At 65.0% G+C, this 15,334-nt stretch carries 17 protein-coding genes and 1 pseudogene; 6 read left to right on the top strand and 12 right to left on the bottom strand.

Translation table 11 applies throughout. The annotated features are described in order from the left end of the window. The first annotated feature begins 34 nt into the window (after positions 1-34). Complete coding sequence (locus tag EAO80_RS11240; RefSeq protein ID WP_122089982.1) at positions 35-1,024, top strand: 5-methyltetrahydropteroyltriglutamate--homocysteine methyltransferase; 990 nt, start codon at positions 35-37, stop codon at positions 1,022-1,024. Further along, positions 1,021-2,082, top strand: a complete 1,062-nt coding sequence (locus EAO80_RS11235; RefSeq protein ID WP_122089981.1) for a methionine synthase — start codon at positions 1,021-1,023, stop codon at positions 2,080-2,082. Before EAO80_RS11240 ends, EAO80_RS11235 begins: the two co-directional genes overlap by 4 nt. 133 nt (positions 2,083-2,215) lie before the next feature. On the opposite strand, the gene EAO80_RS11230 is transcribed toward EAO80_RS11235, so the two are convergent. Beyond that, complete coding sequence (locus EAO80_RS11230) at positions 2,216-2,419, bottom strand: hypothetical protein (protein ID WP_122089980.1); 204 nt, start codon at positions 2,417-2,419, stop codon at positions 2,216-2,218. 34 nt (positions 2,420-2,453) lie between these two features. On the opposite strand from EAO80_RS11230, the gene EAO80_RS11225 reads away from it, so the two are divergent. Beyond that, on the top strand, positions 2,454-3,293 hold the full coding sequence (locus tag EAO80_RS11225; RefSeq protein ID WP_122089979.1) for an aldo/keto reductase: 840 nt from the start codon (positions 2,454-2,456) through the stop codon (positions 3,291-3,293). Between the two features lie 36 nt (positions 3,294-3,329). Here the strand turns inward: EAO80_RS11225 and ndk are convergent, their stop codons facing one another. From ndk to rpl7ae, 4 genes are read right to left on the bottom strand one after another with little or no spacing between them, the layout of a single operon-like run. Further along, complete coding sequence (gene ndk / locus EAO80_RS11220) at positions 3,330-3,791, bottom strand: nucleoside-diphosphate kinase (RefSeq protein WP_122089978.1); 462 nt, start codon at positions 3,789-3,791, stop codon at positions 3,330-3,332. Beyond that, positions 3,788-4,180, bottom strand: coding sequence for a 50S ribosomal protein L24e (locus EAO80_RS11215; RefSeq protein WP_122089977.1), 393 nt, complete (start codon positions 4,178-4,180; stop codon positions 3,788-3,790). The genes ndk and EAO80_RS11215 overlap by 4 nt, the downstream gene beginning before the upstream one ends. Further along, positions 4,180-4,404, bottom strand: coding sequence for a 30S ribosomal protein S28e (locus EAO80_RS11210; RefSeq protein ID WP_122089976.1), 225 nt, complete (start codon positions 4,402-4,404; stop codon positions 4,180-4,182). Before EAO80_RS11210 ends, EAO80_RS11215 begins: the two co-directional genes overlap by 1 nt. A gap of 8 nt (positions 4,405-4,412) precedes the next feature. Continuing rightward, on the bottom strand, positions 4,413-4,775 hold the full coding sequence (gene rpl7ae / locus EAO80_RS11205) for a 50S ribosomal protein L7Ae (RefSeq protein ID WP_122089975.1): 363 nt from the start codon (positions 4,773-4,775) through the stop codon (positions 4,413-4,415). 439 nt (positions 4,776-5,214) lie between these two features. Between rpl7ae and tmcA the strand changes: the two genes are divergently transcribed. Together tmcA and EAO80_RS19750 are read left to right on the top strand one after the other, a co-directional pair. Then, complete coding sequence (gene tmcA, locus EAO80_RS11200; RefSeq protein WP_122090010.1) at positions 5,215-7,437, top strand: tRNA(Met) cytidine acetyltransferase TmcA; 2,223 nt, start codon at positions 5,215-5,217, stop codon at positions 7,435-7,437. Next, positions 7,430-7,594 (top strand): hypothetical protein, encoded by a 165-nt coding sequence (locus EAO80_RS19750; protein ID WP_162993982.1) that lies wholly within the window; start codon positions 7,430-7,432, stop codon positions 7,592-7,594. The genes tmcA and EAO80_RS19750 overlap by 8 nt, the downstream gene beginning before the upstream one ends. A 2-nt stretch (positions 7,595-7,596) precedes the next feature. On the opposite strand, the gene EAO80_RS11195 is transcribed toward EAO80_RS19750, so the two are convergent. The 6 genes from EAO80_RS11195 to mvk all read right to left on the bottom strand — a co-directional run bounded on the left by EAO80_RS11195 (position 7,597) and on the right by mvk (position 14,725). After that, on the bottom strand, positions 7,597-9,366 hold the full coding sequence (locus EAO80_RS11195) for a glutamate--tRNA ligase (protein ID WP_122089974.1): 1,770 nt from the start codon (positions 9,364-9,366) through the stop codon (positions 7,597-7,599). A 193-nt stretch (positions 9,367-9,559) separates the two neighbouring features. Further along, complete coding sequence (idsA3, locus tag EAO80_RS11190) at positions 9,560-10,603, bottom strand: geranylfarnesyl diphosphate synthase (protein ID WP_122089973.1); 1,044 nt, start codon at positions 10,601-10,603, stop codon at positions 9,560-9,562. Between the two features lies 1 nt (position 10,604). Further along, the gene (locus EAO80_RS11185; RefSeq protein WP_122089972.1) at positions 10,605-11,951 is read right to left on the bottom strand and encodes a ribonuclease J; all 1,347 of its coding nucleotides are present in this window, start codon (positions 11,949-11,951) and stop codon (positions 10,605-10,607) included. Between the two features lie 213 nt (positions 11,952-12,164). Next, positions 12,165-12,971 (bottom strand): hypothetical protein, encoded by an 807-nt coding sequence (locus tag EAO80_RS11180; protein ID WP_122089971.1) that lies wholly within the window; start codon positions 12,969-12,971, stop codon positions 12,165-12,167. 48 nt (positions 12,972-13,019) lie between these two features. Continuing rightward, the gene (locus EAO80_RS11175; protein WP_122089970.1) at positions 13,020-13,745 is read right to left on the bottom strand and encodes an isopentenyl phosphate kinase; all 726 of its coding nucleotides are present in this window, start codon (positions 13,743-13,745) and stop codon (positions 13,020-13,022) included. Continuing rightward, positions 13,742-14,725, bottom strand: a complete 984-nt coding sequence (gene mvk, locus EAO80_RS11170; RefSeq protein WP_122089969.1) for a mevalonate kinase — start codon at positions 14,723-14,725, stop codon at positions 13,742-13,744. The genes EAO80_RS11175 and mvk overlap by 4 nt, the downstream gene beginning before the upstream one ends. A gap of 71 nt (positions 14,726-14,796) precedes the next feature. Between mvk and EAO80_RS19745 the strand changes: the two genes are divergently transcribed. Then, the gene (locus EAO80_RS19745; RefSeq protein WP_162993981.1) at positions 14,797-15,126 is read left to right on the top strand and encodes a hypothetical protein; all 330 of its coding nucleotides are present in this window, start codon (positions 14,797-14,799) and stop codon (positions 15,124-15,126) included. Positions 15,127-15,144: 18 nt separating this feature from the next. Here the strand turns inward: EAO80_RS19745 and EAO80_RS11160 are convergent. Then, positions 15,145-15,334, bottom strand: a pseudogene (locus EAO80_RS11160) (NAD-dependent epimerase/dehydratase family protein); the annotation flags it as partial.

Below are 15,334 nucleotides of genomic sequence, written 5' to 3'. Positions count from 1 at the left end.
ATATTAAACAGTCGCATCACCAAGCGCCGAGCAGATGACCGTAGTCACGACGACCCCGGGGCTGTACCCGCTTCCGGACTGGGCAAAGGACTCGCTTTCGAGTCTGAAGGGCCACCAGAAACACGATCTGATAGGCGGCGACGAGGGCGAGGCGATCACTGCGACCTACGACGACGTTCGCGAGGAGTTCGTTGTCGACCAGCACGAGGCCGGCCTCGACCTCGTCACCGAGGGGCAGGCTCGATGGGACGACATGCTTGCCCACCCGCTTGCGGTCCACGAGAGCGTCGAGACCCGCGGGATCGTCCGGTACTACGATAACAACAACTTCTACCGCGACCCCGTCGTGACCGGCGAACTGACCGCAAGTGGCGACGTCGCCCGCGAGCTCGAATCGGCCAGCGAGTTCACGGACTCGCTGCAAGCCGTGCTTCCGGGTCCGTACTCGCTTGCGGATCTGGCGAGCAACGAGCACTACCGGGAGGGCGATTTCCTCGACGCGATCGCGGACTTCCTCGCCGGCGAGGTCGAGGCGTTCCCGTCCCACGAGACGCTGTTCCTGCTCGAACCGTCGCTGGTCGAGAACTCACCGAACGACGGCGAGGACGAACGGGCAAGCGAGGCGATTTCCCGCGTGGCCGCGGCGACCGACGCCGATGTGATCGTCCACACCTACTGGGGGGCGCTCGAAGAGAAGGTTCACGCCCACCTGCTCGACGCCGACATCGACGCCGTGGGCTACGACTTCGTCAGCGACGTCGAGGACAATCTCTATAACATTCAGGAGTACGGCACCAAGGATTCGATCGCGCTGGGCCTGCTCGACGGCCAGAACACACTGGTAGAAAGCCCCGAGACGATTTCCGAACGGATCGACTGGATCGGCGAGCGCCTGCCCGCCGAGGAGTTCGAGACGACCTACGTGACCACCAACACCGAACTGTTCTACCTGCCCGAGAACAAGTACAAGGAGAAGCTCGCGGCACTGGGCGAGGTCGCGGCCCGTGAGGAGGTGACGGCATGAGCAATCGAGAACAGTTCCGCCGGCCGGACCACGACAACGAGACGTTCATCATGACGACCGTGGTGGGGAGCTACCCCAAACCCAAGTGGCTCCACCGGGTCCGGGACCTCTGGGAGGACGAGGAGGCGAGCTTCGACGACGAGGACTGGGCGGAGGCGACCGACGACGCCGCCCGGGTCATCACCGATGAACACGAGCGAGCAGGCCTGGACGTGCTCGTCGACGGCGAGGTCCGGAGAAACGAGATGGTCGAGTTCTTCGCCCACCGGATCGACGGCTACGAATTTAATGGACCTGTCAAGGTCTGGGGACACAACTACTTCGACAAACCCTCCGTGACCAGCGAGGTCAGCTACGACGAGAGCTGGTTAGTAGAGGAGTACGAGTTCGCCGCCGGTCTGACCGACCGCCCGGTCAAGGTCCCGATCACGGGGCCCTACACGCTCGCGAACTGGTCGTTCAACGAGGCCTATGACACCGAGGAGGAACTGGCCTACGACCTGGCCGACCTCGTCAACGAGGAGATCGAGAAGCTCGTCGATGCGGGCGCGCGCTACATCCAGATCGACGAGCCCGCACTGGCGACTACGCCCGACGACCACGCGATCGTCGGCGAGTGTCTCGAACGCATCGCCGAGGAGATCCACGAGGACGTCTATCTCGGGCTGCACGTCTGTTACGGCGATTACTCCAGAATCTACCCCGAGATCCTCGAATATCCGGTCGACGAGTACGACCTGGAACTCGCGAACGGTGATTACGAACAGCTCGACGTGTTCAAGGAGACTGAGTTCACGGGCAACCTCGCGCTTGGCGTCACGGACGTCCACGTCGCCGAGGTCGAGTCGGTCGCCGAGATCAAGGAGAACATCAAGAAGGGGCTCGAAGTCGTACCTGCGGATCGGCTGACTGTTTCGCCGGACTGCGGACTGAAGCTCCTGCCCCGCGAGGTGGCCTACGGCAAGATGGAGAACATGGTGCAGGCCGTCCGCGAACTCGAAGCCGAGATCGACCGCGGCGAGATCGAGGTCACGCGCACGCCCGCGAGCGCTGACTGAGCCGCCGCGTACGATTTTTTCCGGTCCACTTCTCGTCCCGCCATGAGCGACGACGGCCTGTCGGATGCGCTCGTCGCGACGAGGAGAGTCGAACCGTCACTGCACTTTCCGACGGCTGGGACCGTAGAGCGTCCTAGAGTACTGGAAGGGGATCGGCGACACTTGGGAGTCCTGCGTCTCGGACCGGAAACCCGAACTCGGCGATCAGACGGCAAAAGCGCAGTGTACCGCCATCAAGGACCTGCTCGCAGGAACCGAGCGCTGGTGTGAACACGTCTGAAGTTCGAAGCGGGCGGTAGGTTTCCGTCTCGCCCCCGGTCGCGACCCCCTGAACCATTAAGTGGATCCGTGCGTCCCCTCTACACGATTCGATGACCGTTCCGACACACACGCTGCCGAGCGGCGATCAAATCCCGACCGTCGGCCTCGGGACCTGGGACATCGCGGGTGAAACCGTCGAGGAATCCGTGCGCGCAGCCCTCGACGCCGGCTACAGACACGTCGACACTGCCGAGGGCTACATGAACGAGGCCGAGATCGGCGGCGTGCTGGCCGACTACGACCGCGAGGACGTCTTTCTCACCTCCAAAGTACTCCCGTCGAACCTCGCGTACGAATCCGTCATCGAGGCCTGTGAGGCCTCGCTGGACCGGCTGGGGACCGACTACCTCGATCTGTACCTAATCCACTGGCCCAACCCCGCGATCTCGCTGCGCGAGACCCTGAACGGGATGGCACGACTCCACGAGCGGGGACTGGTTCGGAACGTCGGCGTCTCGAACTTCAGCGCCTACCAGCTCAGCGCCGCCCAGCACGTCTCGAAGGTCCCCATCGCCGTCAATCAGATCGAGTTCCATCCCTGGTTCCAACGGCCCGACCTCGTCGAGTACTGCCGGGAGACCGAGACGGTCATCGAGGCCGCCGCGCCGCTGGCCCGGACGAACGTCTTCGATGACGAGGTGATCGGGGAGATCGCACAGCAGTACGACACGTCGCCCGCTCAGATCGCCCTTCGCTGGGCGATCGAGAACGACGTCGTCGTCCTGCCCAAGTCCTCCTCGGCCGAGCACGTCCGCGAGAACCTCTCGGTGGTCGATCGGGAACTCGACGAGGAGGACCGCCGTCGGCTGGACGGGATCGACCGCGATCAGCCCTGTTATGACACGGGAGCGAGGGACTGGTCGGACGACGTCTACGGGATCTCGCAGTGAAACGGTGAAAACGGTCGCCGTAGCGATCGGCTCGATCTACTCGTAGAGCCAGGTCTCGTCGACCCGCTCGTAGTCGAGCAGCTCCTCGTCGTCGAAGAAGAGGTCGATCTCGCGCTCGTTTGCGCCCTCGTCGGCGTGATCCGAGCCGTGGATGACGTTACGACCCAGATCCAGCCCGAAGTCGCCGCGAATCGTGCCGGGCGCGGATTCGGCGGGATCGGTCTCGCCCATCATCCTCCTCACTTGTCGCGTGGCGTCCTGGCCCTCCCAGACCATCGCGAAGACCGGGCCAGCGGTGATAAAGTCGACGAGCCCCTCGAAGAAGGGCTTGTCCTCGTGCTCGCCGTAGTGTTCATGGGCGAGCTCCTCGTCGATCCGCATGAACTTCCCGCCGACGAGCTTCAGGCCACGCTCCTCGAAGCGGGAGACGACATCGCCGATCAAACCACGTTGGACGCCGTCGGGCTTGACCATCACGAAGGTTCGCTCCTCGCTCATTCTTCGAGGTCCTCGTTTTCGACGGTTTCGGCCTGTTCGGCGCCGGCATCGCTCTCGACGTCGTCGTTCGCGGTGACTTCCTTGGCCGTTTCTGTGTCCGTGTCGACGGTCTCCTCCCCGGTGGCGGCGACTTCGCTGCCCTCGTCGCCGGCGTTAGCGGACGCTTCCGTGTCCGCTGCGGCCGTCTCGGCTGCGCGCGCACGGCCTTCCTTCTCGGCGCGGCCCGCGGCGGTCCACTCCAGATCGCGGGCTTCCCGCCCGAGGAAGTAGTTCTTCTCCGCCTTCGAGTCGACGAAGTTGAGCACGGTGCCGTCGGTCCGGACGAACATGACGCCCGTTCCGGGTTCGATATCCTCGCCGGTGTAATCGCAGGTGCGTGTCTCGACCATTATTGACCCCCGATGGAGTCGGCCTCCCGGGCGGTCTCGCGAAGCTGCAGGACGTCGCCCTCGCGGACCGGGCCCAGGACGTTTCGCGTGATGATGCGTCCCTGATTCTCGCCCTCCTGGATGCGGCATTTGACCTGCATGGCCTCGCCGTGCATCCCCGTCTTGCCGACGACCTCGATGACCTCGGCGGACGTGGAGTCGTTGGCTGATTCTTCTGCGCTCATTGGTTATCTCAGCGGAGCTCCTCGACCTTCCCACCGATGTCCTCGACGTCGTCCTCGGCGTCGCCGGCGTCCGTGATGGCGGCGGCGGCGCTGCCGACCTCGAGGCCGGCAGCGTGACCGACGTCGTCCTGTGTCTCGACGAAGACGAAGGGGATACCCTTCTCGTCGGCGAGCTCCGGGAGGTGCAGCACGATCTCCTCGGGCTGGACGTCCTCGGCGATGACGACGAGCGAGGCGTTGCCCCGCTCGATCGCTTTGGTCGTTTCGTTGGTACCTTTCTTTACCGAACCTGTGTCCCGGGCGACCTCGAGGGCCTCGAGGGCGTCCTCTTGAAGGTCCGCCGGGACGTCGAAGTTGACGTATACTGGCATTGTAATCTCCTCCTGCACGCGGGCTCTCGCTCCCCTGCCTGCATAGATCCTAAACGGCTAGGAGCGTCATGACCCCGCGCAGGCTGTACACCGGAGTAGCGCACCACCCCATAAAAGCGTGTTCAAACCGTAGAGGCCGTGTGACCCGGACACACAGGAACTGACACGAAGTGTTTGTAAGTGAAATAAAAACGGACGACCACGAATGGTCGAAAACTGAACCGGGACGATGGCCGTCGTTTCGGTGGGCGTCGTCGCTGCGGTCTTTGCGTACAACCTCTTCGTCGGAACCGTCCTCCTGTCGGTCTTCGTCGCGGGTATCGTGCTCATGGCGTGGTGGGTCTACCTGTTCCTCGGCTGGTCTTCGCCGTCGAACGCTACGTGGACCCCGGTAACGACGAGGGAGAACGGCCATACGGCGCCACCGCCAATCCGGAGTATGGACCCAACCGCGATCGCCACCGCCCTCCTCGCAGAAGCACGGGAGACGAACGAGCGCCGACTGCTGGTGCTCACTGGCGGGCGCGAGCGCGGGTTCGACGCCCTCCGAAAGGTCCTCGATGCACTTCCGGTCGCGGTCACCGACACCGTCCTTGTGGGAGATCGCGAGACCCTCCCCTGCGAGCAGGTCGACCCGAAACGAACCGCCGAACTGCTCGGAACCACCCGCCAAATCGTCGCCTACGATGCCTACGAGCGCTTCGAGCCGAACGCCCTCGGACGGCTGAGCGGCGTCGTCGACGGCGGCGGTCTATTGGTCGTGCTCGCACCTGACCTCGACGCCTGGCCCGACCGGCGCGACGGCTTCGATAGCTCGCTCGCGGTCCCGCCGTTCGGGGTCGAAGAGGTGACCGGCCGGTTTCGCGGGCGGCTGGTCTCCCTTCTGCGCGCGCACCCCGGAATCGGGGTCGTCGATGTCGATTCGGGAGGTCTCGAGAGCGACGGATTGACCCACCCCGCCCCGCGATTCGGAGTCGATCCGATAGGAATTCCCGATGAGTACGACTTCCCGCGGGCGGCCTACGAGGCCTGCCTGACGGACGATCAGGTCGCGACGCTCGCCGCGCTTGAAGCCCTTCGAGAGGACGAGCAGGCAGTCGTGGTCGAGGCCGATCGCGGCCGGGGGAAGTCGAGTGCGGCCGGGCTCGTCGCGGGTGCGCTTGCAAGCGAGGGTGCGGACGTGCTCGTGACCGCGCCCGACGCCCGCAACGCCGTCGAGGTGTTCGCGCGTGCCCGTGAACTGCTTGAAGGTTCGCTCGAAAGTGACGAGGAGTCCCGTCTCGAAACCGCCGCTGGCGGCCGGGTCCGATTTGCACGCCCGCGCGAAATCGGGACCGAGGACCCGGACGTCCTGATCGTCGACGAGGCTGCTGCGCTCCCGGTACGCGTGCTCGAACGCTGTCTCGAGGTCGATCGAACGGCGTTCGTCACCACGATCCACGGCTACGAGGGCGCAGGCCGGGGCTTCTCGGTGCGGTTTCGTGACCGCCTGAACGAAAGCGATCACGAGGTCAGTTCGATGACGATGGCGGATCCCATTCGCTACGCCGCGGGCGATCCCGTCGAGATCTGGACCTTTCGTGCCCTGTTGCTCGACGCGCGTCCCCCGGTCGACCAGTTGGTCGAGGATGCGACCACTGAAACCGTCGAGTACCGTCGCCTCTCGCGGGCCGACCTCGTTTCCGACGAGAACTTGCTCCGAGAGGTCTTCGGCCTGCTCGTCGCGGCCCACTACCGGACCGAGCCGAACGATCTCGCGCGCCTGCTCGACGCGCCCAACCTCACGGTGCGCGCGCTGACCCACGACGGCCACGTCGTAAGCGTCGCGCTGCTGGCCCGCGAGGGCGGCCTCGATCCCGAACTCCGGGAGGATCTCTACGACGGCGAGCGGATCCGCGGAAACATGATCCCCGACCTGCTGACGAGCCAACTGCGCGACGAGGGCGCCGGAAAGCCTGTCGGCCAGCGGGTGCTCCGGATCGCGACCCACGACGCGGTTCGCTCCCGCGGACTCGGCTCTCGACTGCTCTCGGAGGTCCGCGCGGAGTTCGCCTCACACGCGGACTGGCTCGGGGTCGGGTACGGCGCGACGCCCGGACTCCTCTCGTTTTGGGCCGGTAACGGTTTCTCGACCGTTCACCTCTCGACGACGCGAAACGACGCCAGCGGCGAGTACTCGGCGGTCATGCTCTCGCCGACGAGCGTTCCTGGAGAGCGCCTTCACGATCGACACGCTCGCTGGTTCGCCGACCGGATCGCAAGCGTGCTCTCGGATCCCCTCGCTGACGCCGAACCGGATGTGGTGCGGGCGGCGCTCGCCTCGATAGATACCGGCGTCGACCCCGGGCTCTCGGAGCGTGACTGGATCCACGTCGCGAGCGCGGCCCACGGCTCCGGAGCCTTCGACGTCGCGCCGGGGAGCTTTCGCCCGCTCGTGGTGGCCCACCTGATCGACGGTGAGGTCGATCTGACCGATCGTCAGGAACGCCTGCTCGTGCGGAAGGTCCTGCAGGCCCATCCGTGGAACGAGGTTACAACGGGGTTGGGGTTCGTTTCGATGCGGATGTGCATGCGTACCCTCGGCGAGTGTTTCAAGCCCTTGCTCGACGAGTACGGATCGGAGGCGGCGCTCGATGAGAAGCGCCGCTACGTCGATGAGTGATATCCGAACCTGTACCGAAGACGGCTGTCAACGTTCTGGATCGGTCCGATGCCACATTTCGTGGGCCGACGAGCACGTCGTCTGTACGGCCCACGCTCGCACTCGTTCAACAGGAGGCGTCGTCGCAGAACCGCTTGCGGACGCCGAGTGGGAGTAGTCTCAGGGATGGGCGAAGTACGCCACCGATTCGACGTCGGCGTGCTCGTCTCGCGGTGTATCGCCGCTCGACCTGTCCGTGGCGCGTTGGGCCACGCTGTCCACTCGCGCGAACCCGATCCGCTCGAACTGCACCATTTCGTCTCGCTCCGTTCCACCGAACTCCGGTTCGGCCCGCCCCTCGCTATCCCCATCCATCGATCGAAGCCGCACTGAAACGCTCCCTTCGGCGGGTACCCAGTGGATCACGTCGACGCCCTCCTCCCGCACGGCGTCGATGTCGTCGCCCGTGAACTCGAACGCCTCGCCCGAGTAGCGCACGCAGCCCAAGCCCTTGAGCCAGACGCGCTCGCCCTCGCTCGGGATGTCGGCGGGTTCGACGAGGACGGCCTCGCCCACCGGGATCTCGCGGGTGCCACGCTCCTCGTGGTCGGGGTGGCGCGGCGGTTCGGCCGTGCTGGGCCCCTCGCCGGAGAGCGAAACGCGCTCGCCGTCACGCACGAGGAAGTATCTATCCGAGCCGTCGTCGATCCGTTCCCTGTTTTTGGCGTAGACGGTGCTCATCGCCAGATCCACGTCGCTGGTCGAGGTTCCCAGTTCGGTCATCGCCTCGGTCAGGGCATCGCCACGGATGCCGCGTCGGCGCACGCTCGCGATCGTCGGGGCGCGGGGATCGTCCCAGTCGTCGAGTTCGCCCGTCTCGATCAACTCCTTGATCCGCGAGGTGCTCATCTTCACGTCGTAGGCGTCGATCTGGACGTGCCCCCAGTGGATCACCTCGGGGTACTCCCAGCCGAAGTAGTCGTAGAGAAAGCGCTGGCGCTTCGCCGAGTCCTGCAGGTCGATTCCCCGAACGATGTGGGTGATCCCCGTCAGGTGATCGTCGACACCGGATTGGAAGTCCAGCATCGGCCAACAGCGGTACTCGGCGGCCTCCTCGCGGGGATGGGGCCGGTCGACCATCCGGAAGGCGACCCAGTCCCTGAGCGCGGGATTTTTATGCTCTATGTCGGTGCGAACTCTGAGAACGATTTCGCTGGCGTCGTACTCCCCTGCGACCATCGCCTCGAATTCCTCCATACTGTCCTCGATCCCTTTCTCGCGGTGCGGACAGGCCTCGCCCGAGTTCTTCAGCTCCGAGAACGTCTCTGCGGGGCAGGTGCAGGTGTAGGCCCCGCCGAGGTCGATCAGTTCCCTCGCATGATCGTAGTAGGTCTCGACGCGATCCGAGGCGCGGATGACCTCGTCGGTCTCGAAGCCGAGGTACTCGATGGTGTCGAGGATCGCGTCGTAGGCCTCCAGATCGGGCCGCTTGGTTTCGGGGTCTGTGTCGTCGAACCGACAGAGCATCGACCCGTCGTACCTGTCCTTGTAGGTGCCGATCACGGCGGGCATTCGGGCGTGGCCGAGATGCCACGGTCCGTTGGGGTTCGGCGCACAGCGCATCCGGATCTCGTCGTACTCGGCGGCGTTAGGTAGATCGGGAAGAGCGTGCTCGTCGGCTTCGTCTTCGGCTTCGAGTTCCTCGAGGAACTCGGGTGCGAGCTCGGCCAGCCGGTCGCGTCGGTCCTCGGGCGCGAGGTCGTTAACCTGTGCGGCGACCGGGGCGGCGATGCCGGGGATCTCGTCGCCATGTGGACGGAAATCGGGGTTTTCTCCCATCAGCGGACCCATGATCGCGCCGATATCGGCCTCACCCTCGTGTTTGACGGCGTTCATCAGCGCGTGCTTTTCGGCCTCCCGCTCGATTCGCTCTCGAAGCTCCTGGTCCATTACCGGGCGGTTCGCGCGACCGGGTGAAAAGGAAACTGATCGTGCTCAAGGCCAGTTCGTTGGAGAGACGGATCCATCCGAGCGGATCAATGATGCGGCTGGCTGCGAGCGATCACGTGAGCGAGCAGCGTTTTGGAAGGAGTTTTCGCTTCGAGTGGGTCGCGTGGCGACCCGAGGAGTGAAACGGTCCGTTCTAGTAGCCGCGTTCGATCAGGAAATCCGCGATCGATTCGAGTTGGCCTCTGGCCTCGTTGTCGGGCAGAACGGCGAGCTCCTCCTTCCCCTCGCGGACGAGCGACTGCGCTTTCTCGCGGGCGTATTCGATGCTGCCCGCGGATTCGAGCCGCGAGACGGCGTCGTCGATCTCGTCTTCCGTAACCGCCTCCGGATCGTCGGTTTCGATCAGCGAGTCGATGTCGACGCCCTGTTCGCGTGCGTGAAGCGTGATCAACGTCTGCTTTCCTTCGACCAAATCGCTGCCGCGTTGCTTGCCGAGCACGTCGCTCGGGACGGTCAGATCCAGCACGTCATCCTGGATCTGGAAGGCCGTACCGATGTCGATACCGTACCGGTAGAGCGCCTGGACGGTTTCCTCGTCGGCGCCCAGCAAGGTGGCCGAGATACTCGTCGCAGCCCCGTAGAGTACAGCGGTCTTGAGCTCGACCATCTCCAGGTACTCCGCCTCGTGGACCTCCCCACGGTGCTCGAACTCCACGTCCAGCGACTGACCCTCACAGATCCGCGTGCAGGTGCGCGCGAGGATCCGCAGCGCGTCGAGACCTCGATCCGGGCGCGCCCCGCTTTCGAGCATGATCTCGAAGGCCTTCGAGTAGAGCGTGTCGCCGGCCAGGATCGCGGTTTCGAGGTCGTACTCGCGGTGGACGGCCGGGACGCCACGACGGAGGTCGTCCTCGTCCATGATGTCGTCGTGGATCAGCGTGAACGACTGGATGACCTCGATCGAGACGGCGGCGGCCATCAGGTCGATGCGCTCCTTGTCGAGCGTCGGGAACTCCCGGTACTCCGTCGAGAGGGGCTCGACATCGGTGAGCGCCTCGCCGACCAACAGCAAGACTGCGGGACGGAGTCGCTTTCCCCCCGCATCGAGCAGGTAGCGCGAGGCCTCGTAGAGCCGCTCGGGTCGAGCGATCGGCAGGTCCTCCTCGATGGCCGCGTTGACCAGCTCGCGGCGCTCGGCCACCGCGTCGGTTACCGGCTGTGCCTCTGGTGACGTCATCTCACTCGACCAGTTGGATAACGTTCCCGTTGTGCGTAACGTGGAGGTCGCGTCCGAGCTCGTAGCCCTGGTTTTTCGCGAGCTCGACGTAGCCCGAGTAGCCCTTCATGTTCTGGTGGGCCGGGATGACGTGCTGGGGCTGGAGTGCGTCGAGCATCTCGTAGTGGCCCTCCTGACTGAGGTGGCCCGAGACGTGGATCTCGTCGTAGATACGTGCGCCCTGCATCTGAAGGAGGTTCTCGGACTGGTAGCGCTGGCCCTCGTTGGTCGGCTCCGGAATGACCCGGGCGGAGAACAGCACCTTATCACCGTCATCCAGCTGGTAGGGCGTCTCGCCGCGACCCATCCGGGTGAGCATCGCACGGGGCTCGCCCTGGTGGCCCGTGACCACGGGGAGGAAGTTCTCCTTGCCCTCGTTCATGATGCGCTTGAACGCGCGCTGGTACGATTTCCGATGACCGAACATCCCGACCTCGTCGGGGAAATCGACGAACCCGAGCCGTTCGGCGGTGCCCGAATACTTCTCCATCGACCGCCCCAACAGGAGGGGCGTGCGGTCGATCTCCTGGGCGAACTCGACGAGCGATTTCACGCGGGCGATGTGACTGGAGAACGTGGTCGCGACGATCCCGCCGTCGTAGTCCTCGATGCTCGTCACGACGTCCTTCAGGTGTCGGCGTGCGACCGCCTCGCTCGGGGTCCGACCCTTCTTGTTGGCGTTGGTACAGTCCTCGATATAACAGAGTACACCCTCGCCCTCGCGGCCGATCTCCCGGAACCGCTCCATGTCGATCGGATCACCGATGACGGGCGTGTGGTCCATGCGCTTGTCGAGCCCGTAGACGATCGCGCCCTCTGGCGTATGGAGTACGGGGTTGATCGCGTCGATAACCGAGTGTTGGACGTTGACGAACTCGAGTTCGAGCCCGTTGCCGATCTCCATCGAGGAGCCCGATTCCATCTTCTGGAGGTCGTTCTCGACGACGAACTTGTTCTCGTCGTTGATCTCCTGTTTGACGAGCTCGATGGTAAAGGGCGTCGCCACGACGGGCGCGTCGTAGCGGTGGGCCAGTTTCGAGATCGCCCCGATGTGGTCGAGGTGGCCGTGGGTCGGGACGATCGCCTGCACGTCGCCCTCGATGTCCGACATGACTCGATCGTCGGGGATCGCACCCATGTCGATCAGGTCGAGACTGTGCATCTTCTCGGTCTGTACGTTGTCGTGAATGAGGACCTTCGACAGGTTGAGCCCCATGTCGAAGATGACGACGTCGTCGCCTGCGCGGACGGCGGTCATCTGCCGTCCGACTTCCTCGTAGCCGCCGATTGTTGCGATTTCGATTTCCATAGTTGGATACTCGAGCCGTTCGGACTAGCGAACGCACTCATTGAAAACCGCGGACGCTCCCGGCATCGAACCGCCGTGAGTCGACAGGTCCCGAACGCTTTCGAGTTCCCGCATGCGGACGATCCGCATTACCCGCGGGTTTCGTTATTCGGCGCTACGCGATCCTCCGGTATAAAGAGCGTGGGTTCGGTCCGGATTCGTACTCCGAATCGATTATCCGAAAGAAAGTGGCGAACGGCTCCCCTCGAACCAGCGCGCCACCGTCGTGCGATCGCCGCCCTCCTGCTCGACGGTGAACGCCGTCTCCGGATACCACGGCTCGCGGCGTTCGAGACACAGCTGCTCGCCGTCCCGTTCGGCCAGCGCGATCCGCGAACGGGGGACGAACGTACTAACGAGCGCGCCGCTGTCCTGTCGAACCATCCCGGTATCGAGCAGGCGGTAGGTCCGACGCCGACGAGCACCCAGTACCCCCGAAAACAGCGCCGAGAAACCAAGTCCCATCACGAACGAGCGGGATACGGACGGAATACTGACCAACCACACTCCGACGATCAACACCACGCCAACGACCCCGAACAGCACCGCTCGCCGTCGGCGCGTGCGGGCGGTCGGACGCACCCGCAGGTGGACGACCCACTTCGATTGCTCCTCGTAGTGGTGCACTTGGGCGTTCGTGACGCTCGCGTACAGTGCGATGCCGGTCATCGACCAGAACAGAAGCATCCACGTCGCCGGGTCGGCCGGCGAGATCGTCGCCGTACCGGGAACGTAGACGGCCACGAACAGGGTCACGAACGGAACTGCCGCGAGGACGGCGTGCAGGCGGCGGTCCGCCAACGCGACTGCCGGACGCGAGTGGAGACGACCCAGAAACGCCACAAGCCCGACGCTACCGGCGGCGACGATGAGCACGAGCGGGCCGCTCAGCGCAACACCGTCGAGCGTCAGGACGAGCAGGGACAGCACGAGGAGATACGCGCCCGCCGAGCCGGCGACCCATCCCGACGTTCGTACCATTGGAAATACATGATCGTATTCGGATATAATAGTTCCGGCAAAGGCCACTCAATCGATCCGCGTTCCGGCGTCCTCGCCCGCGAGGAACCCCTCGATCCCCTCGGGACCGAAGACCGAGGCCGGGGCGTCGAGAGCAAGCAGCGCCCGCACCTTCGCCGCCATTCCCCCGGTAACGTCCGTCGACTCGCTCTCTCCCAAGTAGTCCGCCACCTCGTCGTAGCTCGTTATCTCGGAAATCACCTCGTCCGCGTCGTCGAGGACGCCCGGGACCGTCGAACACAGCCCCACCCGGTCGGCGCCGAGGCCCTCGGCGAGCGAAACCACGAGCTCGTCGCCGCTGATGATCGTCGCGCCCTTTTCCTGTTGGGAAATCACGTCGCCGTATGTCACCGGCACGAAGCCCTCTCCGAGCGCCGTCTCGATTCCGTCGAGCGGGAGCGACAGTTTCCCATCTCGCATTCGGTAGGCGAGCGAGAACGGATCAACAGGGACCGCCGGCACGCCCTCAGCCCCGAGCGCCGCCAACACGCGCTCGTTTAGCCGTTCCATCGAACCGTGGATCTCCCGAACCACCGCCGCATCGTGGGTTCCCTCGGTTCGCGAGACGCCGTGTTTCGCCGCATAGCGGTGACCGAAGCTCCCCGCACCGTGGACGACCACCAGGTCCTCCTGGTCCGCGATCGCCCCCGCGAGATCCGCGAGGCGCTCCCCGTCGACCGTCTCCTCCCGGTCCTTGTCGGTGATCACCGACCCACCGAGCTTGAGGACGATCACTCGACGCGCACCCCCTCATCGTCGAGTTCGGCCCGAAAGCCCTCCTCACAGCCCGGCGTGAACCGAAGCGCCGTCTCGGTCTCCTCGGTCTCGTCGAGTGCGACGATACAGCCCCCGCCGCCCGCACCAGTCAGCTTCGCGCCCCGGGCGCCCGCATCGCGGGCCGCCCAGACCATCCGGTCGAGCGAGCGCGAGGAAACGCCCAGCGCCGAGAGCAGGCCGTGGTTGAAGTCCATCAGCGTGCCCAGTTCCTCGACGTCGCCCTCCGCGAGCGCGCGCTCGCCCTGTCGGACGATGTCGCCGATCGTTTCGACGGTGTCCGCCGCGAAGGAGTACCGATCGCGGAGCTCGCGTACCCCGGAAACGAGTTCCCCCGTGTTTCCCGCGCCGCCGTCGAAGCCGATGACGAAGGGGAGATCGGGCGAGTCGATCGACCGGCAGTCCTCCCCTTCCACCCGGACCGCGCCGCCGGTCGCAGAACAGAACGTGTCGGCCCGCGAGGCTTGGCCCTCCTGGACCTCGTACTCCGCGCGGTAGGCGCGGTCGGCGATCGCTTCCGCGCTCAGATCGACGCCCAGTTCGCGGGTCGCGGCGTCGATTCCGGCGACGACGACGGCCGCCGAGGAGCCGAGTCCCGCACCCAGCGGGATCTCGCTTTCGACGGTGACGTCGAATCCCGCCTCGGGTTCGCCGACCGCCTCGCGGGCTTGGGAGACCGCGGCGTCGACGTAGCCCATCGCCGCCTCGACCAGATCGGCCGAAACGTCGACGTCGGGGGTCGCACCGGTTTCGCCGCTGTACTCGACGGTGAAGCCGTCCAACGAGAGGTCCTCGGCGTGGACGCGAAGCCGACTGTCCGTCCGCCGTGTGACGGTGACCTGTGCCCGACGCGAGATCGCACACGGCACGGCTGGTTCGCCGTAGACGACGGCGTGTTCGCCGAAGAGGTACACCTTCCCCGGCGCGCTTGCGGTGGTCATACTGGGACGTGATCCACGACACCGTTTATACGTACAGGTTCGTCCGCTCGGCGGCCGTGCGAAGCTGTCAAATGTCAATAATCCTCCCGCTGACGAAGGGGTTTTACCGTGAACGCTCCCGTCACCGGCGGCGCCGGATCCATCGGGAGTCACCTTGTCGACGCGCTCGTCACGGAGCACGACGTCGCCACCGGCGAGACGACCACGATCGCGACCTCGCGCGCACCGTCCGATCGGTCGCGAACTCGAACTCGGAGATCGTCCACATCGAGGGTCGGACCGGCGATATCGATCGGAGTCACGCCGATATTGGCAAGGCCCGCGAACGACTTGACTACGAGCCGACAGTCGGCCTCGACGAGGGACTTCGGACCGTCGTTGCGGATCACGTCGTGTCCTGACGAGCGATCGAATCGGACCTACGACGACCGGTAAGATGCACAGACGCGGCGGATTCCTTCCTCGAAATCGATTTCGGGCTCCCAGCCCGTCGCCTCGTTGATCTTCGAGTAATCCGCACACGTGTCGTGGACGTACACGCTATCGGGAATCGGGTTCTCGACGTATTCGGGTTCGATCTCGGTTCCCAGCTCTTCGTTGATCATCTCG

The sequence above is a fragment of the Halalkalicoccus subterraneus genome, assembly GCF_003697815.1.
Classification (GTDB): domain Archaea; phylum Halobacteriota; class Halobacteria; order Halobacteriales; family Halalkalicoccaceae; genus Halalkalicoccus; species Halalkalicoccus subterraneus.
The sequence above is the reverse complement of the archived record's forward strand: the minus strand, read 5'-3'. Positions and strand labels throughout refer to the sequence as shown.